The organism is Dorea sp. YH-dor226 (assembly GCF_039832105.1).
Classification (GTDB): domain Bacteria; phylum Bacillota; class Clostridia; order Lachnospirales; family Lachnospiraceae; genus Dorea_A.
This window is the reverse complement of record NZ_JBDOHS010000002.1, coordinates 176,029-198,083: the sequence shown is the minus strand read 5'-3', so window position 1 is coordinate 198,083 and position 22,055 is coordinate 176,029. Positions and strand designations below refer to the sequence as shown.

General features: G+C 42.7%; 19 protein-coding genes and 2 tRNA genes. 18 read left to right on the top strand and 3 right to left on the bottom strand.

Going from position 1 to position 22,055, the window contains the following annotated elements:
* The first annotated feature begins 165 nt into the window (after nucleotides 1–165).
* On the top strand, nucleotides 166–2,217 hold the full coding sequence (htpG, locus tag ABE547_RS02775; protein WP_347377338.1) for a molecular chaperone HtpG: 2,052 nt from the start codon (nucleotides 166–168) through the stop codon (nucleotides 2,215–2,217).
* 68 nt (nucleotides 2,218–2,285) lie between these two features.
* Here htpG and ABE547_RS02770 read toward each other — a convergent pair whose 3' ends face one another.
* Nucleotides 2,286–2,759, bottom strand: coding sequence for a DUF5721 family protein (locus tag ABE547_RS02770; RefSeq protein ID WP_347377337.1), 474 nt, complete (start codon nucleotides 2,757–2,759; stop codon nucleotides 2,286–2,288).
* 138 nt (nucleotides 2,760–2,897) lie between these two features.
* On the opposite strand from ABE547_RS02770, the gene ABE547_RS02765 reads away from it, so the two are divergent.
* From ABE547_RS02765 to ABE547_RS02710, 12 genes are all read left to right on the top strand, one after another.
* Entirely contained in the window at nucleotides 2,898–3,683 is a 786-nt protein-coding gene (locus tag ABE547_RS02765; RefSeq protein ID WP_347377336.1) for a GDSL-type esterase/lipase family protein, read from the top strand.
* Complete coding sequence (locus ABE547_RS02760; protein WP_347377335.1) at nucleotides 3,683–4,168, top strand: DUF4358 domain-containing protein; 486 nt, start codon at nucleotides 3,683–3,685, stop codon at nucleotides 4,166–4,168. The genes ABE547_RS02765 and ABE547_RS02760 overlap by 1 nt, the downstream gene beginning before the upstream one ends.
* 17 nt (nucleotides 4,169–4,185) lie before the next feature.
* The gene (locus tag ABE547_RS02755; protein WP_347377334.1) at nucleotides 4,186–5,592 is read left to right on the top strand and encodes an MBOAT family O-acyltransferase; all 1,407 of its coding nucleotides are present in this window, start codon (nucleotides 4,186–4,188) and stop codon (nucleotides 5,590–5,592) included.
* An 8-nt stretch (nucleotides 5,593–5,600) separates the two neighbouring features.
* Nucleotides 5,601–6,779, top strand: coding sequence for a DHHW family protein (locus tag ABE547_RS02750; protein WP_347377333.1), 1,179 nt, complete (start codon nucleotides 5,601–5,603; stop codon nucleotides 6,777–6,779).
* Nucleotides 6,763–7,509, top strand: a complete 747-nt coding sequence (locus tag ABE547_RS02745) for a pseudouridine synthase (protein WP_347377332.1) — start codon at nucleotides 6,763–6,765, stop codon at nucleotides 7,507–7,509. The genes ABE547_RS02750 and ABE547_RS02745 overlap by 17 nt, the downstream gene beginning before the upstream one ends.
* A complete protein-coding gene (gene ligA, locus ABE547_RS02740; RefSeq protein ID WP_347377331.1) occupies nucleotides 7,457–9,433 on the top strand; it encodes an NAD-dependent DNA ligase LigA in 1,977 nt (658 codons plus the stop codon). The genes ABE547_RS02745 and ligA overlap by 53 nt, the downstream gene beginning before the upstream one ends.
* Before the next feature lie 15 nt (nucleotides 9,434–9,448).
* Complete coding sequence (clpX, locus tag ABE547_RS02735; RefSeq protein ID WP_347377330.1) at nucleotides 9,449–10,879, top strand: ATP-dependent Clp protease ATP-binding subunit ClpX; 1,431 nt, start codon at nucleotides 9,449–9,451, stop codon at nucleotides 10,877–10,879.
* Between the two features lie 96 nt (nucleotides 10,880–10,975).
* A complete protein-coding gene (locus ABE547_RS02730; protein WP_347377329.1) occupies nucleotides 10,976–12,334 on the top strand; it encodes a sodium:proton antiporter in 1,359 nt (452 codons plus the stop codon).
* A 12-nt stretch (nucleotides 12,335–12,346) separates the two neighbouring features.
* A complete protein-coding gene (locus tag ABE547_RS02725) occupies nucleotides 12,347–13,390 on the top strand; it encodes a cytidylate kinase-like family protein (protein ID WP_347377328.1) in 1,044 nt (347 codons plus the stop codon).
* Nucleotides 13,391–13,449: 59 nt separating this feature from the next.
* Nucleotides 13,450–15,153: a S8 family peptidase gene (locus ABE547_RS02720; protein WP_347377327.1), complete on the top strand. Its 1,704-nt coding sequence runs from the start codon at nucleotides 13,450–13,452 to the stop codon at nucleotides 15,151–15,153.
* A gap of 26 nt (nucleotides 15,154–15,179) precedes the next feature.
* The gene (locus tag ABE547_RS02715; RefSeq protein WP_347377326.1) at nucleotides 15,180–15,470 is read left to right on the top strand and encodes a hypothetical protein; all 291 of its coding nucleotides are present in this window, start codon (nucleotides 15,180–15,182) and stop codon (nucleotides 15,468–15,470) included.
* The gene (locus ABE547_RS02710; RefSeq protein ID WP_347377325.1) at nucleotides 15,471–15,950 is read left to right on the top strand and encodes a signal peptidase II; all 480 of its coding nucleotides are present in this window, start codon (nucleotides 15,471–15,473) and stop codon (nucleotides 15,948–15,950) included. It abuts the gene before it with no gap.
* Between the two features lie 82 nt (nucleotides 15,951–16,032).
* Here ABE547_RS02710 and ABE547_RS02705 read toward each other — a convergent pair.
* A tRNA-Gly gene (locus tag ABE547_RS02705) sits at nucleotides 16,033–16,103 on the bottom strand.
* Between the two features lie 10 nt (nucleotides 16,104–16,113).
* A tRNA-Pro gene (locus ABE547_RS02700) sits at nucleotides 16,114–16,188 on the bottom strand.
* 217 nt (nucleotides 16,189–16,405) lie between these two features.
* Between ABE547_RS02700 and ABE547_RS02695 the strand changes: the two genes are divergently transcribed.
* From ABE547_RS02695 to ABE547_RS02675, 5 genes are all read left to right on the top strand, one after another.
* Nucleotides 16,406–17,320, top strand: a complete 915-nt coding sequence (locus ABE547_RS02695) for a C39 family peptidase (RefSeq protein WP_347377324.1) — start codon at nucleotides 16,406–16,408, stop codon at nucleotides 17,318–17,320.
* 21 nt (nucleotides 17,321–17,341) lie between these two features.
* The gene (locus ABE547_RS02690) at nucleotides 17,342–18,553 is read left to right on the top strand and encodes an aminotransferase class I/II-fold pyridoxal phosphate-dependent enzyme (RefSeq protein WP_347377436.1); all 1,212 of its coding nucleotides are present in this window, start codon (nucleotides 17,342–17,344) and stop codon (nucleotides 18,551–18,553) included.
* A 95-nt stretch (nucleotides 18,554–18,648) separates the two neighbouring features.
* Entirely contained in the window at nucleotides 18,649–19,815 is a 1,167-nt protein-coding gene (locus ABE547_RS02685; protein ID WP_347377323.1) for an FprA family A-type flavoprotein, read from the top strand.
* 619 nt (nucleotides 19,816–20,434) lie between these two features.
* Nucleotides 20,435–20,884, top strand: a complete 450-nt coding sequence (locus tag ABE547_RS02680; RefSeq protein WP_347377322.1) for an Hsp20/alpha crystallin family protein — start codon at nucleotides 20,435–20,437, stop codon at nucleotides 20,882–20,884.
* A gap of 115 nt (nucleotides 20,885–20,999) precedes the next feature.
* Nucleotides 21,000–22,019: a J domain-containing protein gene (locus ABE547_RS02675; RefSeq protein WP_347377321.1), complete on the top strand. Its 1,020-nt coding sequence runs from the start codon at nucleotides 21,000–21,002 to the stop codon at nucleotides 22,017–22,019.
* The last annotated feature ends 36 nt before the right edge of the window (nucleotides 22,020–22,055 follow it).

The following is a 22,055-nucleotide window of genomic DNA, read 5'->3' as shown; positions in this document are numbered from 1 at the left end:
ATGCGATTTAATAAAAAGTTTATAAATTTCACAGAATTGTTAGCACTCTTTTTGAAAGAGTGCTAATTTCCTATTGACTTTTATTTTTTTCGGTATTATCATATCTTTTGAACAAAACGAAGACTTTAATGTAAATAAAAAATATAATAAACAGGAGTGGTAAAAATGGAAGCAAAAAAAGGTAGTTTGTCAATCAGCAGTGAGAACATATTTCCGATCATAAAGAAATGGGTGTATTCTGATCACGATATTTTCGCCCGTGAGATGGTATCGAACGGATGTGATGCGATCACGAAGTTAAAGAAGCTGGATATGATGGGAGAATTTCAGCTTCCGGATGGTTATAAGCCAGCCATCCGGATTGAAGTGAATCCGGAAGAAAAGACGTTGAAATTTACGGATAACGGACTTGGTATGACAGCAGATGAAGTAGAAGAGTATATTACACAGATTGCTTTTTCAGGTGCGACACAGTTTCTTGAAAAATATAAAGACAAGACAACAGAAGATGATATGATCGGTCATTTTGGTCTGGGATTCTATTCCGCGTTCATGGTTGCGGATGAAGTTCACATCGATACTCTTTCTTATAAAGAAGGCGCAACGCCGGTACACTGGGTAAGCAATGGCGGTACCGAATATGAGATGGAAGATGGCGATAAGGACACGGTAGGCTCCACTATGACATTGTACCTGAACGAGGACAGCCTGGAATTTGCAAATGAGTATCGGATGAGAGAAGTAATTGATAAATACTGTTCTTTCATGCCGGTAGAGATCTTCCTTAGCAAAGCGAATGCAGAGCCTGAGTATGAGACGATTGATGAAGCAGAGCTGAAAGAAGATGATGTGGTCGTTGAGCATATTCATGAAGAAGCAAAGATGGAAGAAAAAGAAAATGAAAACGGCGAGAAGGAAATGGTAGAAGTTGAGCCTGCCAAAGAGAAGGTTAAGATCGAAAAACGTCCGGTTTCATTGAGTGATATACATCCGCTGTGGACAAAGCATCCAAATGAATGCTCGGATGAAGATTATAAGGAATTCTATAGAAAGGTATTTATGGATTATAAGGAGCCATTGTTCTGGATCCATCTGAACATGGATTATCCGTTTAACTTAAAGGGTATTCTGTATTTCCCGAGAATCAATACCGAATACGATTCCATAGAAGGAACGATCAAGCTGTATAATAATCAGGTATTTATTGCCGATAATATTAAGGAAGTCATTCCGGAGTACCTGATGGTATTAAAAGGAGTCATTGACTGTCCGGATCTTCCGCTGAACGTATCCAGAAGTGCGCTTCAGAATGATGGATTTGTAAATAAGATCTCCGAGTATATTTCCAAAAAGGTTGCAGATAAACTTGCCGGAATGTGCAAGACAAAGAGAGAAGAATATGAAAAATACTGGGACAGCATCAGTCCGTTCATCAAATTCGGCTGCCTGAAAGATGAAAAATTCTGTGACAAGATGAAAGATGCAATATTGTTTAAGAATCTGGATCACAAATATCTGACTCTGAAGGACTGCATTGAAGAAAACGGCGGGGAAGTTGTAGAACCGAATGAAAATAAAGATGAAGAAAATACAGATGAGAACAATGTAGAAGAGATTAAAACAACCATTTATTATGTAACTGATGAGGTTCAGCAGAGCCAGTATATCAATATGTTCAGGAACCAGGGACAGGATGCGGTTATTCTGGGACACAATATCGATTCTCCGTTTATCACTCAGCTGGAACAGCGCAATCCAAAGATCCGTTTCCAGAGGATTGACGCCGATGTTACCGAGCATGTAAAAGAGGAAGTGGCAGAGGAAGAGAAGGAAGAGTTTAAGAAAACATCAGACAGCCTGATTGAGATCTTCCGCAAAGAACTTGGCAATGAAAAACTGGATGTTAAGATTGAGAAATTAAAAGATAATAACGTTGCTTCTATGATGACGTTGTCTGAGCAAAATCGCCGTATGCAGGAAATGATGAAAATGTACGGCATGAGCGACATGGATATGGGTGGAGAAAGTACACTGATCCTGAATGCGAACCATCCGCTGGTAAAATATGTAGCAGAGCATAAGGAAGGAGAAAATACAGGACTGATCTGCAAGCAGCTGTATGACCTTGCAATGCTGGCGCATAAACCGCTGAATCCGGGTGAAATGACGGCATTTGTAAACAGAAGCAATGAGATTATGATGCTTCTTGCAAAATAATAATTGAAATAAAAAATGAGTAACTGTACAGATACAGTTGCTCATTTTTTTATGGATTGCAGTGAATATCAGAAATCTGTGCGCATAAAGCGAAGTAGTTCTTCGACATAAGAATCCCATTCCCGTTCCAGGGTTTTGTCCAGTGTAAACGTATGCATGGAGGTTCCGGTAATACATTGAAGGGTATTCCCGTCATAATGAAAGTTCAGATACAGTCCCTGGATATCTTCCGGACGATATCCGGTGAGTCCCTTTTGAAGAAGAAATTCCGGAACTGAAGATGGTGGAAGAGCCAGAACAATTTTAAAGTTCAGAGGGGTACGTTTGCCGCGAATGATACTCAGACAAAATTCTCGTACATGTTTCCAGAGTGAGTAGGTATTTTCCGGAGGATCATCAAAAAAGTCCTTCTGCAGAAATCCATCGATTGAGAATCTGTTAAAGGTGGTGATATTGCCTTCAATAAACAGAAATGAGTCAAAGGTTTCCCGAAGCAGCAGATGAGCCATGCAGTTTTTTGCGGATAACGTATATACATTCATATGGATAACTCCTTTTCTGATAGATAAATCATTGGACAGTAGTAATAGTATAACATATATTTGACTTTTATAGGGGAAAACAGTAAAATAAACTTATATGTGCAAATGAGGAGATATTGAGATTAAGTGAACGATAAAATGAAAAAAAAGATAGAAAAACTGGAAGAAAAGGATAATGTGCTTCGAATTGCTGTGACCCTGGTTATCGCACTTCTGGCAATCGGAATTATTGTTGTGGCTGTAAAGCTTATGAATCCGAAAGTGGATACGGACCAGGGGATGGCATTCCTGAAAAAAATGGATAAGAAAGATGTGGCGACAGTAGAAAAGAAGGTGCAGGCCCTGGAAGATGAGGAGCGGGCGGCAGATGAGGAATGGGCCAATCGTCCGGTGAAAGAAAAGTTTGCAGGTGCGTTCATCATCGGGGATTCCATTACACAGGGGCTGTATGAATATGGAGTTCTGGATCAGGCTAATGTCATGGCAGATCGAGGAACGGAAGTGTCAAAAAATAACAGCAATAAGATTGAGGAACATATAGAAAAAGCAAAAGAGCTGAATCCGCAGGTGCTGTTTCTGGCATATGGAATGAATGATGTGGAAGCAGTGCGCGGAGATGCAGATGCATTTCAGGATAACTATTGTCCGATCATTGAGGATCTGAAAAAATCGCTGCCGGATACGAAGATCTATATTAACAGCATCCTTCCGGCGGCGCAGTCCGCAATTGACAGGAATGAATGGTATGGAAATATTCCGGAATTTAATCAGAAACTGAAAGAATTGTGTGAAAAGGAGAGAGTAACATTTATCGATAATACAGATCTTGTGAAAAGTGAGTATTATGCGGATGACGGAATACACATGGCACCGGCTTTTTATACGGCCTGGGTGAATCGTATGGCGGAGGTCGCAGAATTATAATGAAAAGAAGAAAAATAGATCTGATCAACATATTAAAATATGGAATGGTTCTCGTATTTGTTGTCTATATTATATTTCTTGTGTCAAGGCAGGGCGGTAATGATGTGACGGTAAAGACGATCAGCGAGAATATCCTGAAAGTGGCGAAAACGGAAGGAATGACGAAAGGAACAACGCAGGACCTGAAGAAATATTACGGTTTGAATTCCAATGATTTTGACGGTGTTATGCTTTATATTCCGGACGATGTCATGAGTGTAAATGAAATTCTTGTGGTAAAGCTGAAGGATCGGTCACAGGCGGAAGAAGTGGAAAAAGCGGTAGAAAACCGAAGAAAGACACAGAAAAACAGTTTTGAAGGCTATGGTGTACAACAGACGAAGCTGATTAATTCTTCTGTGATGGTGAGCAGAGGATATTATGTTCTGTTTACAATTTCGGAAGATGCAGATGCAATCTATGAAGCGTTTAAGAAAAGTATATAAAGAGGAATCTAAAAGAGATGTTATTTAGCAGTATTGTATTTTTATTTACATTTTTGCCGATTATTTTAATATTATATTACATTGCGCCGGGACGAATCAAAAACCTGGTGCTGCTGCTGGGGAGCCTTTTGTTTTATGCATGGGGAGAACCGGTCTATATATTTCTGATGATTTTCTCTATTATTTTCAATTATGTCAGTGGATTGGATATTGCAAGAAATCTGAGGAACAAACATGCGAAAAAGAGGAGCCTTATATTTAATATTGCGGTGAATCTGTGCGTGCTGGGATTTTTTAAATATGAGGGCTTTGTATTGGATTCGCTGAATGCGGTGTTTCCCTTCCATATTTCTTATCAGGAATTACCGCTTCCGATCGGAATCTCATTTTATACATTTCAGATATTGTCATACATTATAGATGTTTACAGAGAAAATGTAAAGGTACAGAAGAACTTTATGGATTTTGCATTGTATGTAACAATGTTTCCGCAGTTGATTGCCGGACCGATCGTAAAATATGCAGAGATAGAGAAACAGCTGCATGTCCGCAGGACGTCGTGGAATAAGTTCGGAGACGGCGCAATGTTCTTCATCCGGGGACTTTCCAAAAAGGTATTGCTTGCCAATACCGTGGGGATGGTGTTTACGGAAGTGACAACACTTCCTGCGGGGCAGATTTCTGTCCTGAGCGCATGGCTTGGATGTGCGGCATACACGTTCCAGATCTATTTTGACTTCAGTGGTTATTCGGATATGGCTGTCGGTCTGGGTAAGATGTTCGGATTTGAATTTGAGAAAAACTTTGATTATCCTTATATTTCTGCAAGTATTACAGAATTCTGGCGCAGATGGCATATCTCACTGAGTACCTGGTTCAAAGAGTATCTGTACATTCCGCTGGGCGGCAACCGTGTGTCGGTCGGAAAACATATCAGAAATCTGCTGATTGTATGGTTCCTGACAGGATTATGGCATGGGGCTGCATGGAATTTTGTGGCATGGGGATTATATTATGGAGTGATACTGATCATTGAAAAATATCTGCTGGCACCGGTTCTTGAGAAACTTCCGAGGTTTTTTGGTCATCTTTACAGTCTGTTGCTTGTAATGATCGGATGGGTTTTATTCTTCAGTCCGTCGTTTGGAAGTGCGGCAGGATACATAGGGATGATGTTCGGAGCAGGAGCACATGGAATCGTTGACCGGGAGAGTCTTTATCTCCTCACGACGAATCTGGTCCTGTGGGTGATACTGATCATTGGTTCCACACCTGTGGTACATAAAAAATATGAAGCTGTTGTCTGCAGAAAAGGGCAGGAGAAGGTAATTGTGAACTGTATGATATATGCGGTTCTGTTTATTCTGTGTGTTGCGTATCTGGTGACGGAAACATATAACCCATTTCTGTATTTCAGATTTTAGGAGATCTTATGAGCGAGTCAAAAAAAGCGAAAAGAAAACTGCATAGAAGGAAGCTGGCCGCCTTACTTTTTTTAATTATGCTGGGAATTATCTGTCTGTTCAATCTTGTTTCCGGGGATAAGGAATACTCGGAAAAGGAAAATCGTATGCTGCAGCAGAGGCCTCAATTTACTTTGGCGGGAATTGAAAGTGGACGTCTGATGGAACAGTATGAAAGTTATCTGTCTGATCAGTTTGTGGGAAGAAATTTTTGGGTGTCTTTGAAAACTCGTATAGATCTTCTGGCGGGGAAAAGAGAGTCCAATGGTGTTTTTAAAGGAAAGAATCACTATCTGCTGGAGGATATTGCATCGCCGGATCAGGAACAGATGGCGCAAAATATTGAGGCGATAGAGTCGTTTGAAAATAAATACCAGGATATTCCAATGTATATGATGCTGGTTCCGAATGCGGCAAATATAGAATCGGGAAAACTTCCCGGATTTGCGGTCACAGAAGATCAGAATCAGATATTCCGGAATATTCAAAAGGAACTGGGAGATTATATTAACTGGGTGGATGTGACAAAAACTCTGAAAAAGCATAAGTCAGAAGATATTTATTATCATACCGATCATCACTGGACGACGCTTGGAGCTTTTTATGCTTTTCAGGAACTTGCTTCTTCCATGAAGCTGGATACTTCAAAGGTATCTGAATGGAAATCTTATGCAGTTACCAGTGAGTTTAACGGTACGTTGTCTGCGACAAGCGGATATGAGACCGGATATGAAGAGCCCATCTATATCTATGCTCCTGAGAATATCGAGGATGCTCCGGAGGTAGTTGTTAATTATGTGAATGAGAAGAAAAAAACGGCTACATTGTATGATTCTTCCAAGCTGGAAGAAAAGGATAAGTACGCGATGTTTCTGGGCGGTAATTATCCGATGATTGATATTCGTACAACGGCAGATACAACGGACCGGCTTCTTCTGATCAAGGATTCATATGCAAACTGTCTGGTCCCGTTTCTTGTGCCGTATTACAGAGAGATCATCATTATCGATCCGAGGTACTATTATGGGGACATTACAGAGGTAATGGAAAGTAATAAGATAACGAGTGTTCTGTTCTTATATAATGGAAATACGTTTGTAGAAGATAATAGTATCAACGGGGTGCTTGAAAATGATGCGACTGAATAAATATATCAGTGATGCCGGCGTATGTTCCAGAAGAGAAGCAGATCGGCTGATCGAAAGTGGAAGAGTGACTGTAGACGGCAGGAAAGCAGTTCAGGGAATGAAGGTTGGCCCGGAGCAGGAAGTCAGGATCGGAAAAAAGAAGATTGTATGCAGGGAAGAAAAGACAGTCCTGGCGGTGTATAAGCCTGCCGGGATTGTTTGCACAGAAGACAAAAGGGAGAAAAGGAATATCATCCGTTTCCTGAATTATCCGGTCAGGGTTACTTATGCAGGCAGGCTTGATAAAGATTCCGAGGGACTTCTGATCATGACGAATGACGGGGATCTGATTAATGGAATGATGCGGGCGAGGTATTGCCACGAAAAAGAATATAAAGTAACCGTAGACAGACCTGTTACCGATTCTTTTCTGGAAAATATGCGAAAAGGTGTCAGGATTACCGACAGAGAAAAACATCTGGATGCGATTACCAGACCATGTGATGTAGAAAAAGTAGGAACCTATACATTTTCCATCGTTCTTACACAGGGACTGAATCGCCAGATCCGGAGAATGTGTGAGGCACTGGGATATAAAGTGACCAGGTTAAAGAGAACCAGGATCATGAATGTAGAACTGGGAGCAATGAAACCGGGAGAACGCAGAGAATTAACGAAACAGGAGTTGATAGAATTATATGAGCGATTGGAAAAAGGCCAGAATGCAGGAACTGGTAGAATTACTGAATAGGGCAGGTCGGGCATACTATCAGGATGCAGAAGAAATCATGAGTAATTATGAGTATGACCGGTTGTATGATGAACTTCAGGAGTTGGAAAGGGAGCTGGGGATCACACTTTCCAACAGTCCAACGGTCAATGTGGGATATGAGGTGCTCAGTGAGCTTCCGAAGGAACGCCATGAGAGGCCTATGTTGTCTCTGGATAAAACCAAGGATGTAGAAGATCTGAAAAAGTTTGTAGGGGATCAGAAAGCTTTGATGTCATGGAAGATGGATGGACTGACGATCGTTCTGACTTACCGTGAAGGGAAGCTTTATAAAGCAGTTACAAGAGGAAACGGAGAAGTCGGAGAAGTAATTACCAACAATGCAAGAGTATTCAGAAATATCCCTCTTCAGATTGCATACCAGGGAGAATTGATCCTGCGGGGAGAAGCGGTGATCGGATATCGTGACTTTGAGAAGATCAATGAAGAGATTGAAGATGTAGATGCAAAATATAAAAATCCAAGAAACCTGTGCAGCGGTTCTGTGCGTCAGCTGAATAATGAGATTACGGCCAGACGAAATGTAAAGTTTTATGCATTTACGCTGGTGCAGGCAGAAGATGTAGATTTTCACAATTCCAGAGAGTGTCAGATGAACTGGTTAAAGGAGCAGGGATTTGAGATCGTGGAATTTCATATGGTGACAAAAGACACAGTAGAGCAGGAAGTTATTAATTTTTCAAAAAAAATTGAAAAAAATGATTTTCCATCGGATGGACTTGTGTTAGTATATGATGATATAGCGTATGGACAGTCTCTGGGCAGGACTTCAAAATTTCCACGGGATTCTTATGCTTTTAAATGGGCAGATGAAGTTCGTCAGACGAAGCTTCTGGAGATCGAGTGGAGTCCGTCAAGAACAGGACTGATCAATCCGGTCGCTATATTTGAACCGGTGGAACTGGAAGGAACAACGGTGAGCCGCGCCAGTGTGCATAATATCAGTATTATGGAAGAACTGGAACTGGGAATTGGAGATACCATAGAAGTTTATAAGGCTAATATGATTATTCCGCAGATTGCTCAGAACCTGACAAGAAGCGGTGTGAAGGATATTCCGGAAAAATGTCCGGTCTGTCAGGGCCAGACACAGATTCGCAAAGTCAGCAATGCAAAGTCTCTGTATTGCCTCAATCCGGAATGTCAGGCAAAGCATGTCAAGTCATTTGCCTTGTTTGTGAGCAGAGATGCGCTTAATATAGAAGGACTGTCAGAGGCAACCCTGGAGAAGTTCATTTCAAGAGGATATATCCGGACATTTGCAGATATCTTCCACCTGGATCAGTATCAGGAAGAGATTCAGAAGATGGAAGGATTCGGGGAAAAATCATATAAAAATCTGATGGACAGTATCGAAAAGGCAAGGACAACAACGCTGCCAAGAGTCATCTATGCATTGGGAATTGCCAATATCGGACTTGCAAATGCAAAAGTCATCTGTCGGGAATTCCGGTATGATGTGGAAGCAATGCTGCGTGCAGATGAAGAAGAGTTAAGCCAAATTGCGGGAATTGGCGGAGTGATCGCAAAAGCGTATGTTGATTATTTTGCAGATGAAGTACATGTGGAACGTTTTCGCAGACTTCTTGCAGAACTTGTGATCCCGGATGAGGAAAAAGAAACAAAGCAGCAGATCTTTGCTGGAGTAAATTTTGTAATTACCGGAAGCGTTACGCATTTTGCCAATCGGGGTGAAGTCAAAGAGCTGATAGAGAGTCTGGGAGGAAAGGTTACAGGTTCGGTAACTTCAAAGACGAATTATCTGATCAATAATGACGTAACGTCAACATCATCTAAGAATAAAAAGGCCAATGAACTGGGAATTCCCATCATATCGGAAGAAACATTTCTTTCCATGGTGAATCGTGAGGGAAAATTACAATAGAAAGAAGGAGAAAAAATGTCTGAACACGATAACAGAGACGATCAGGAAATCGAAAAAGTGAAAGATGCTGAAGTTCAAGTGGAAGACAAGAAACAGAATAATGACGATGATTATGAAAAAGTTTGTTTTATCTGTCATCGACCGGAAAGTGTTGCCGGAAAGATGATCGATCTTCCTAATCATATCTCTGTGTGCAGTGACTGTATGCAGAAAAGTTTTGATATCATGTCTAACGGACAGATGGATTTCAGCCAGTTGATGAACATACCTGGAATACAGGTGTTTAATATGGCAGATATGGAACAGAACATTCCGAAGCCCCAGAAGATTAAGAAGAAAAAAGAAGGAGAAGAGAGAAAGCCGCTGGTGGATATCAGGCATCTTCCGGCTCCGCATAAGATCAAAGCGAAACTGGATGAATACGTTGTTGGACAGGAATATGCCAAAAAGGCAATCTCTGTTGCAGTATATAATCACTATAAGCGTGTTGCGACAGATACGATGGATGATATAGAGATTGAAAAATCCAATATGCTGATGATAGGACCTACAGGTTCCGGTAAGACATATCTTGTTAAGACGCTTGCAAGGCTTCTGGATGTGCCGCTTGCAATCACCGATGCGACTTCTCTTACAGAAGCCGGATATATTGGTGATGACATTGAAAGTGTAGTGTCCAAGCTTCTTGCGGCTGCGGACAATGATGTAGAAAAAGCAGAACAGGGAATCATCTTTATCGATGAGATTGATAAGATCGCTAAAAAGAAAAACTCCAGTCAGAGAGATGTCAGCGGTGAATCTGTACAGCAGGGAATGCTGAAGCTTCTGGAAGGAAGTGACGTAGAGGTTCCGGTCGGAGCCAACAGCAAAAATGCGATGGTTCCTCTGACTACCGTAAATACCAGAAACATTTTGTTTATCTGTGGAGGTGCATTCCCGGATCTGGAGGGTATCATCAAGGAACGTCTTACGAAGCAGTCGATGATCGGTTTTGGAGCAGATCTGAAGGACAAGTATGATAAAGATAAGAATATTCTGCAGAAAGTTACAACAGAGGATCTTCGTAATTTTGGAATGATTCCGGAATTTCTGGGACGACTTCCGATCGTATTTACCCTGCAGGGAATGAATGAGGAGATGCTGATCAAGATCCTGAAGGAGCCTAAGAACGCGATATTAAAGCAATATCAGAAGCTTTTGGCTCTGGATGAGGTGAAGCTGGAATTTGACGACGGTGCACTGGAGGCGATCGCAAAGAAAGCCATGAAGAAAGATACCGGTGCAAGAGCGCTTCGTGCGATCATAGAGGAATTCATGCTGGATATTATGTATGAGATCCCGAAGGATGACAGTATCGGTGAGGTGATTATCACCAGAGAATACATAGAAGGAACCGGGGGGCCGGTGATCCTGCTGCGTGGGCAGGAAGTACCAAGGCTTTCGTAGTATTTTGGTAACAGTTCAGTTACTGGCGGTTCGATGATGAACCGTGGGGCTGGGCTGTTATCGTTTGTCTGGAGAGAGAAAACAGGAGGGTAAAACATGGAAGAGATTACATCAGTGATCATCTGGCTCTGCATTCCATTTGCAGGGCTTTTGCTCAGTATTGCGGTAATGCCGCTGGTAATCCCAAAGTTGTGGGAAAAGTACCAGCCATTGATCGTGGCAGCCTGGTCGATTTTATTTATCGTGCCGTTTGCTGTGAAGTATGGAATTCCTTTGGCTGCTGAGACAGTACTGGAGTGTGTAGTAAATGACTATCTGACATTTATCGTACTATTATTTGGCCTGTTCTGCGTTGCAGGTAATATTACGCTGGAAGGAGAGTTCGCCGGTTCTCCGAGGATCAATACAGGATTACTGGCAATCGGAACATTGCTTTCAAGCGTGATCGGAACAACCGGAGCAAGTATGCTTCTGGTACGTCCATTTATTAAGATGAATTCCTGGCGCAGAAGAAAACGACATATTATGATATTTTTTATCTTTTTAATATCCAATATGGGAGGCTGTCTGACTCCGATCGGAGATCCGCCGCTTCTGATGGGATTCATGAGAGGGATTCCTTTTTTCTGGAGTATGCATCTATTTAAGATACTGGTATTCAATATGGTAATCTTATTGTTTGTGTTCTATCATCTGGATATGCGTGCGTATCGGAAGGATATTGCACGTGGTCTGAAGCCGGATATCAGCAGACCGGGAACCAATTTCCACATTGACGGACTGCATAATCTGATCTTTGTGGCAATGATCGTGGGAGCTGTGATATTAAGCGGTGTGCTTCCTGGAATGGAAGCGTTTCAAAATGCCGACGGAACCGTAAAAGGGATTCATATATTGGGAGAAGTAACACTGGGATATCCATCGCTGATCGAGATTTTTATCATATTACTGGCAGCATTCCTGTCATTTCGGACGACCAATGCGAATATCCGTGTGAGAAACCATTTTACCTGGGGAGCGATTCAGGAGGTTGCAGTTCTTTTTATAGGTATCTTTATCACAATGCAGCCTGCATTGATGCTTCTGAAAGCAAAAGGGGCGGATCTTGGAATTACTGAGCCTTATCAGATGTTCTGGACTACGGGAGCGTTGTCGAGCTTCCTGGATAATACGCCGACATATCTGGTATTTTTAACGACTGCCGGAGCATTGGGTTACAAGAGTGGAATGTCAACAGTTGTGGGAACTGTTCCTGTGCATCTGCTGACAGCAATCTCATGCGGGGCAGTATTTATGGGTGCGAATACGTATATCGGAAATGCACCGAACTTCATGGTAAAGTCGATATCGGATGAAAACGGTATCCGTATGCCTTCGTTTTTTGGATATATATTGTGGTCAATGGTTTGTCTGGTTCCGGTATTTGTTCTGGACACACTGATATTCTTTCGATAAGGAGGCGGGGAAATGCAGGAAAATGGTAAAAAATGTCTGGAACTTGCAGAGCGTATCTATGATCTGGACATTGAAGTATATGAATGTGTCGGATCTTCGCTTGGACGTACATTTACGCAGGACAGAAGAACATGTGTGGAAAATCTGGCGGGCCTTATGAGCACCAGACCGCAGGGACATCTGCTGCGAAGCGAACTTGCGATGATCAGTAATATGGCAAGGACGATCCGCAACCCACAGGAAAAGTCGCGTATCATGAAAAAATATGATGATATTCTGAAGGAAGTGGAGAGTCTTCCGACCAGTTTTGGACAGGTTGAGATTGTTGATCAGAAACGTGCGAAATTAAATACAGCAAACTTAAGACAGAAGTTTTCGAAAGATGACCATCTGATCATCTGTATCGGACGTACACAGGGCAGTGCGGGGAATGATATCGGGTTCGCGCTGGCGGATGCACTGCGTATCAATTATTATGATGTAGAGATATTTGCAGAAGTACTCAGGCGTCTGGAGGCAGAGAAAGATTCGGTGAAGGATATCTCCGATTATGGGACGGGAATCATACAGAACAAGTATCAGAGAGGTTTTAATACCGCAAAAAGTCTGAAGGACAGGATCCGGGAATTTGACCGGTATCATGGTCTTACCAGAGAAGATGCAATATTTTTTAATCAGAGTGATCTGTTGTGTAAAATGGCAAAAGAAGAAGATTTTATTGTAATGGGAAGATGTGCGGATGTAATTCTTGCCAATAATCGTATTCCACATATCAGTATCTTTATTACAGCACCATTTGAGCAAAGAGTACATCGTATTATGGAAGTCAATAACATTGACTATAAAAAAGCCTGGAAGCTGTTAAAGAGACAGGATCGTATGCATGCGAAGTATTATCATCATTTTACGGGGCTTAAGTGGGGAGACGCCATGAATTATGACATCTGCTTCAACAGTGCAAGCTATGGAATTGAAGAGTCGGTAGATATTATTGAGCGTATGCTGAATCAGCATGTGGATCACCCGAAGCAGGCAAAAGATAAAATGAACGAATAAGAGAATAGAAGAAAAGGAATCCCTCATATACTGAAGTGATGAGTATATGAGGGATTTTTATGGCCGAAAATGAATGCAGAGACAAGATCCTGTCACAGGAATTCTGGGATTTCCTGATTCCGTTATACAGGGAAGAAGAGCTGGAAGGGATACAACCGGAGAGATTCTGTATACAGGAAATGGATTTTGGATATAAAACAGCATATGTTGACAGTCGGATACTTGACCCGCTTACGATCGAAAGATACTGGTATAATTCAATTCCACAGTGCTATGTGCCTCTGGATATGCAGCCTCTTTCGCATGCCGGAATAATAAGGCTGCAGAATTATCCGACGTTTCAGCTGCTTGGTCAGGGGATCATGATAGGATTTGTGGATACAGGGATCGATTACAGAAACCGGGTGTTTCGTAATCTGGATGGAACGACAAGGATCGCAGGAATATGGGATCAGACCTTACAGGAGGGGACGCCTCCCGCGGAAATATTGTATGGAAGCGCATACACAGAGTCTATGATCAATGAAGCATTGCAGCTGGATAATCCGCTTGAGATGGTTCCGAGCACAGATGAAAACGGGCACGGAACTTATATTGCAAGTGTGGCGGCCGGAGGAGCGGATATTGAAAATCAGTTTATTGGGGCAGCACCGGAAGCGACAATTGCAGTTGTCAAATTAAAGCCGGCAAAAAAATATCTGAAAGAATTCTATGCGATTCACGAGGATGCATTGTGCTTTCAGGAAAATGATGTGATGACAGCACTGAAGTACCTGAATATGCTGGCAAGGGAAAGAAAGATGCCGCTTGTCGTATGTGTGGCGCTGGGAACGAATTTTGGAGGGCATAATGGAACATCGCTTTTGTCAACGATTCTGGATCGTTATTCTATGATTATGAATCGAAGCGTTGTGATCGGAACCGGGAACGAAGCTGCCCTCCGGCATCATTACCACCACCAGTTCAGAGATCTTAAGGATGTGGATTCAGTGGAGATCAGAGTCGGAGACGGGGTATCGGGATTTGTGGCAGAACTTTGGAGTACGCTTCCGACGGTGGTGACAGTATCTGTCGTATCTCCTTCCGGAGAAAGGACAGGAAATATTCCGTTTCGCCTGGGAGCAAGATATCAATATCTTTTTTCGTTTGAAAGAACAATGCTTACGATAGAATCAAGACTTTTGCAGGAAAATAATGATTCTCAGCTTGTATTTATACGTTTTGAAAATGTAGTGTCCGGTATCTGGAAGATTGAAGTGACTCCATTGTTGAATGAAGACGGTGATTTTCATATCTGGCTTCCGATCAAAGGGTTCCTGGAAGGAGAGGTGTATTTTCTTGAGGCAGATCCCGATCATACCATAACAGAGCCCGGAAGCTGCAGGGCAGCAATGACAGCGGCTTACTATAACAGCTTCGAGAATGGAGTTGATATTAATTCCGGCAGAGGGTATACTAGAGATGGACTTATAAAACCGGATTTTGCAGTGCCGGGAGTAGAGATTACAGGAGTACGCCCGGACGGCAGGTTTACAGATCGTACCGGATCCAGTGGTGCAACAGCGATTGCAGCGGGTGGTGCGGCTCTCATGATGAATTGGATTCTGGTTCAGCCGCAAACGGTAAGCGTCAGTTCCAGTCAGGTGAGAAATATCATTATCATGGGTGCGGACAGGAGGCCGGAGGCTGAGTATCCGAATCGTGAATGGGGATATGGAACCATGAATCTGTATCGTTCGCTGGATATCCTGCGGCAGCTGTAAAACAGAAGAATAAGGAGAGGACAGATATGGCAGATTTTTTTGAAGGTTTAGGAAAAAGATTGTCTGATGTGGCATCAGATATTGGAAAGAAAACAGGTGATACTCTGGAAATCCAGAAAATAAAGGGAGATATCCGGTCACTGAAAAGGGCCAATGAGAGAGACCTGATTGATATCGGAAGAATGATATACGAAAAATTTCAGGCCGGTGCAGTGTCAGATATGGACTGTGTTGATCTTTGTGAAGAAATAGAAAAGAGAGATACAGAGATAGAAAAGCAGGAAGCAATGATTGCCAGAATCCAGGGAGAAGAGTAGATGCGCCGTACGTGGACACTGCAGATGGCAGCAGTGTTATTTGCTGTGGATATGATCGTAAAGCAGTATGTGGAGGATACTTTGGATGCGGGAACGCAAAAAGACCTGGGAGATACCGGACTGGTGCTTCGGAAAATATATAATGAGGGATTTATGCTGAATTTTCTGGATCAGTATCCAAAAGTCGTGAAAAATGTTACGATTGCATCCGGAGTCAGTGTTCTTGCAGAGGATATATGCTGGTTTTCCAGAAAAGGGCACTGGACGGAAAAAGCCGGAATGACACTGGTCAGTGCAGGTGCAGCAAGCAATATCTTTGACAGACTGGTGCGGGGCAGAGTGGTTGATTATATCGGGTGGAAATCCGGACCCGGGCGTCTGGCGGATGTGACTGCAAATCTGGGAGATACATATCTGGCGGCCGGAATGCTTGTAATGGCAGGAAAGAAGCTGCTGGAACCCCGCTGTAAAAAGAAATGAATAAAAAGGATTGTTGAAAAATATATCTGTCAAGATATGCAACAATCCTTTTTTATTGATTCCTGTAAATGAGCAGCAAAAAAGCGGGTGATGGGAATCGAACCCACGTATCCAGCTTGGAAGGCTGGTGTTCTACCATTGAACTACACCCGCATAAATCATATCGGGGTGACAGGATTCGAACCTGCGGCCTCCTGGTCCCAAACCAGGCGCTCTAGCCAAACTGAGCCACACCCCGTTATTTTTTTGTTTTTATCTGTCCTGCGAACGAATTAAATAATAACATCTTTCAGGGAAAAATGCAACCCCTAATTTAAAAAAAATGTAAAAATTGTTAAAAAATTAGCACTAAGACAATCTTTAGGAAACCTTAAGTTGTAACAGGAACGGACGTGTTGTATAATAAACAGCGTAAATTTTACGAAATAAGTCGATTTTTCAGGGGATGAATATAAATGGAGCCAAAGAAGAAAGAAACATTTTCAAAGAGAAGAAGAAAGCAACAGCTGTATCAGAGACTTGTAATCTGTGGAGTGGTGGTATTGCTTTTGGGAATTGTGGGGGTAGGAAGCAGTCTGCCGCAGATAGGAAAAGGAACAGAGAATGCAGTCCGGACATCGAAGGATGCAGACAGCCGGAAAAGTGAAACAGTAAAATATGAAGGGGAGAGTATAGAAGAGAAGCAGAAAGAATCGCAGAATAAAGAAGAAACTCAGGAAGAGAAAGTGGAGCGTGTCCGGGAGCAGGCAGAACAGGCACAATATCCGGCAGGAGTGATTGAACTGTTGGATAAGAACCCGGAGACAGTAAGCTTTGTAGAAGACTATGAAGAAAAAAAAGATACGCCATGTGCGGAATCAATCGGTGAACTGCCGCAGGATGGTTCGATTCCGTTACTGCTCCAGTGGGATGAAAGATGGGGCTATGCTCCATATGGAACGAGTATTGTGGCAGTCAGTGGATGCGGCCCTACCTGCATGGCAATGGTGGCATCCGGTCTGAATCAGGATCCTTCCATCACTCCGGATAAGGTGGCGGCTTACGGAACACAGAATGGATATGTGGATGAAGAGAACAATACATACTGGGCATTTATGAAAGAGGCCGGTGCAACCTGGAATCTTAACTGTTATGAGGGGAATCTGAATGAGGAGCAGGTGAGTGCGGAACTGACAGCAGGACATCCGATCATCTGCAGTGTAGCTCCCGGAGATTTTACAAAGATCGGACACTTTATTGTCCTGACCGAATATGAAAATGGGAGTGTAGCAGTAAATGATCCGTTTAGCCAGACCAACAGTGATAAAATGTGGGTATTTGCAGATATTAAGGATCAGATCAAGGCAATGTGGATATATTCAAAACCATAGGATACAGGAGGATACATGATGATAAAATATGATTTTACGACGATTCTGGATCGTCATGGAAAAGATGCGCTTGCGGTAGATGGAATCGGGAAGAAAGAAGGATTTGCGCCAGACCCGCCGAAAGAAGGATTTGATGTCATACCGATGTGGGTTGCAGATATGAATTTTCCGACGGTTCCGACCGTACAGAAGGCGATCAGGGATAGAGTGGAACATCCGGCTTTCGGATATTTTGATGCGCCAGAGGAATATTATGATTCTATTATCCGGTGGCATAAGATCCGCAACAATGTGGTAGGGCTTCTGCCGGAATATATCGGATATGAGAATGGTGTTCTCGGATGTGTGATATCGACGCTGACTGCCTATGCCGCACCGGGAGATGCAGTGCTTCTTCACAGTCCGACGTATGTTGGATTTACCAAGAGTATCACCAACAACGGATACCGAATCGTACACAGTCCGCTGAAAAAAGATGAAAAAGGAATCTGGAGAATGGATTACGAGGATATGGACGCAAAATTAAAGGCCAATCAGATCCATGTGGCTGTATTCTGCAGTCCGCATAATCCATGTGGAAGAGTATGGGAAAGATGGGAAATCGAGAAGGCAATGGAGGTGTATAAGAATAATGACTGTGTAGTGATCTCTGATGAGATATGGTCAGATCTGATTCTGAAAGGGCACCAGCATATTCCAACCCAGTCGGTCAGCCCGGATGCACGCAACCGAACGGTTGCAGTCTATGCGCCGAGTAAGACATTTAATCTGGCAGGCCTGGTGGGAAGCTACCATATTATCTTTAACAAGTGTCTCAGAGACCGGGTACGTGCAAAGAGCAGCAAATCGCATTATAATACGATGAATGTACTTTCCATGCATGCACTGATCGGAGCATATCAGGCAGAAGGATATGAATGGGTCAATGAACTGTGTCAGGTTCTTTCGGCCAATGTGGATTATGCATACAGACATATTGTGGAAAACTATCGTGGGATAAAGTTGTGCAAGCCACAGGGGACTTATATGCTGTTTCTCGATTGTGAAGATTGGTGTATAGAGCATAATCTGTCAATGGACGAGCTGCTCAAAGCAGGATGGAACGTCGGAGTCGCATGGCAGGATGGCAGAATGTTCCAGGAGCCATACGGCATCCGCATGAATCTTGCACTGCCTCTTGTCAGAGTAAAGGAGGCTTTTGAAAGACTGGATAAATATGTCTTCCATGTATAGAAAAAAGCACATGATATTGCGCCGGATGGGGTTGTTGCTGGTAGAAAATCATGATAAACTATTCTACAGTGAAAATGAAAAGGAGATAATGCAAAATGGATATTACGAACGATATCAAGTACGTAGGCGTAAATGACCATGAAATTGATCTGTTTGAAGGTCAGTACATTGTTCCAAATGGCATGGCATATAACTCATATGTGATCATGGATGAGAAGACGGCTGTCATGGATACGGTGGATGCACGTTTTAAACAGGAATGGCTGGAGAATATAAAAACATATCTTGGTGACAGAGAACCGGATTATCTGATTGTTCAGCATATGGAACCGGATCATTCCGCGAATATTGCTGCTTTTATGGAAGTGTATGGGCATACAACGATTGTTGCAAGTGCCAAAGCATTTGCTATGATGAAGCAGTTCTTTGGAACCGCGTTTGAAGACAGAAGTATGGTAATCAAAGAGGGAGATACGCTTTCTCTCGGAACACATACGCTTCAGTTTGTTGCAGCTCCGATGGTTCACTGGCCGGAGGTTATGGTGACTTATGATTCCTGTGATAAAGTGTTGTTTTCTGCAGATGCTTTTGGAAAATTCGGAGCGTTGGATGCAGAAGAAGACTGGGCATGCGAGGCACGTCGCTATTATATCGGAATCGTTGGCAAATATGGAATGCAGGCACAGAAGCTTCTTCAGAAAGCTTCCGCGCTGGAGATTCAGACGATCTGTCCGCTTCACGGACCGGTATTGACAGAGAATCTTGAATATTATCTTGGTCTCTATCAGACATGGTCTTCTTATGAACCGGAATCTGAAGGTGTTGTGATCGCATATACGTCCGTATATGGAAATACCAAAAAAGCAGTGGAACTTCTGGAGCAGGAACTTCTTGCAAAAGGATGTCCGAAGGTTGCAGTTCATGATCTGGCTCGTACAGATATGGCAGAAGCCGTGGAAGACGCATTTCGTTATAATAAGCTGGTACTTGCTACGACAACCTATAATGCAGATATCTTCCCGTTCATGAGAGAATTTATCAATCATCTGACGGAGAGAAATTATCAGAACCGTATGGTTGCTTTTATGGAAAATGGTTCCTGGGCACCGACCGCTGCAAAAGTCATGGGTGGTATGCTGGAAGGAAGCAAAAAACTGACTGTTGCAGAGACAACTGTACGTATCCTGTCCGCACTGAATGATGAGAGCAGAGCACAGGTGACTGCACTGGCAGAAGAACTCTGCCGTGATTATAAGGCTTAAGACGCTGACAGATATCATAGATCCTGTCAGAAGAGATAAGAGAATAAAACGAGACTGTCGCACGAAGGCGCAAAGTGCCCGGTCTCAACTATAAAAGAAATCTGCCTACATAACATTTGTATGCCGTTCGCCGTAACGTCATCACTCCGTGTTATGTGACGGATTTCTTTTTTTATTATCTTCTTATCTTCCGGTTGAGTTTCCTTTTGGGACATAAAGCCAACTGGTCTGGATCTTAGAGTATAATTATAAAAGTTATGTCGCATCAGATTTTGAAAATGACTTGAAAGAAGAATTTTGTAAATGCGGTCAACCCAAAATGGTATTTAAGATGATCTGGAAGAGGATTTTTGCATATGCGGTCAATTGAGAAAGGCATCCGAGATGACTCGATAGAGATTTTTGGATATTGAAGTCATCTGAAAAAGATTATAAAGATTGTAAAAAATAAAAAATATTAGCACTCTGTGCTTGACAGTGCTAATAATAAGTGTTATAGTACAACTAGAACAAATGAGGAGAAATAGATTTGTAATCCTTTTGTTCATGTACACAACACCTCGGATTCTCCGATAGTGCTAATAATTATTTAATTTATCATTGAAGGGAGATATGACTTATGATGATGCCTAGTATTTTTGGAGAAAATTTGTTTGATGAATTTATGGATGATTTTGCATTTCCGGTATTTCGGGACGCGGACAGAGCTTTATATGGCAAGCGTGCAAAAAATCTCATGAAGACGGATGTGAAGGAAACTGACGATGAGTATGAGGTTGATATGGATCTGCCTGGATTTAAGAAAGATGAGATTACCATACAGCTGAAAGACGGATATCTGACAGTCAGTGCGGCGAAAGGGTTGGATAAAGATGAGAAGAATCAGGAAGGAAGATATGTAAGGCGTGAACGCTACGCCGGAAATGTAAGCCGAAGCTTTTATGTAGGAGAGAATCTTACAGAAAAAGATATTCGTGCAAAGTATGAGAATGGTATTCTTTCATTTAAATTGCCGAAAGATGAAAAGAAAAAAGTGGAAGAAAATAAATATATCTCTATTGAGGGATAAGATTCCGGAGAAAAGAAGTACCCCGCAGGCGCGTTCTTGCGGGGTGTTTTCCACTTCCGGTCAATATAGAATAAAATGAGAATAACGGGAACAGGAAAAGAAAGGAGGGAAAGGAATGGCACGGAAACGAGACTATTATGAAGTTTTAGGTGTAAGCAGAGATGCGGATGAGGCTGCAGTTAAAAAAGCTTACCGAAAGATTGCAAAAAAGTATCATCCGGATACCAATACTGACAATGAGCAGGCTGCTGAAAAATTCAAAGAAGCAACCGAGGCATATACGATACTGACAGACCCGGAAAAGAGAAAGCTGTATGACAGGTATGGCCATGCGGCGTTTGATGCCGGTGCCGGAGGTGCGGGAACCTACGGAGACGCGGGAGCGTACGGATATGGAGAAAATGGAAGGTCAGGTGCATATCGATATACCGGGCCGGACGGAATGTATCATGAATATCACTTTGAAGGCGGAGATATGGATGACATCCTGAAAAATTTCTTTGGAAAAGATTTTTCGGGAGGCGGATTTGGAAACAATGATTATGGAAACGGCGGATTCTATAGACAGGGATTCAGACAGAACGGATCGGATCTGAAGGCGGAGATATCAGTAAGCTTTGATGAAGCGGTGTTCGGCTGCGAAAAGGTAGTGAACCTGTCAGGAGAAAACTTCCGGACCGGAACAGGAAAAGCATTAAAAGTGCATATTCCTGCAGGGATTGATACCGGAAAGAGTATTCGACTGCGCGGAAAAGGAATGCCGGGAACCGGCGGCGGAAAACCGGGAGATCTGCTGCTTAAGGTAACGGTAGGAAGCCGGCCGGGATATGAACGAAAGGGGCAGGATGTCTATACAACGATAAATATACCGTTTTCCATGGCAGTGCTTGGCGGTGAGACACTTGTGCCGACGTTGTACGGAAATGTGATGTGCAAGATACAGCCGGGAACACAGTCGGGAACAAGGATACGATTGAAGGGGAAAGGAATTGTGTCCATGAAGAATCCGAATGAACGGGGAGATCAGTATGTAACGGTGCAGATACAGGTGCCGAAGAACCTGAGTGAAGAGGCGAAGAGAAAGCTTCGGGAGTTTGAAAAAGAATGTGGCGGTTCTGCAAAGGGGGTAGCATAATTTTTCTTATTCATTTTCAGAAAATTAGCACTCACC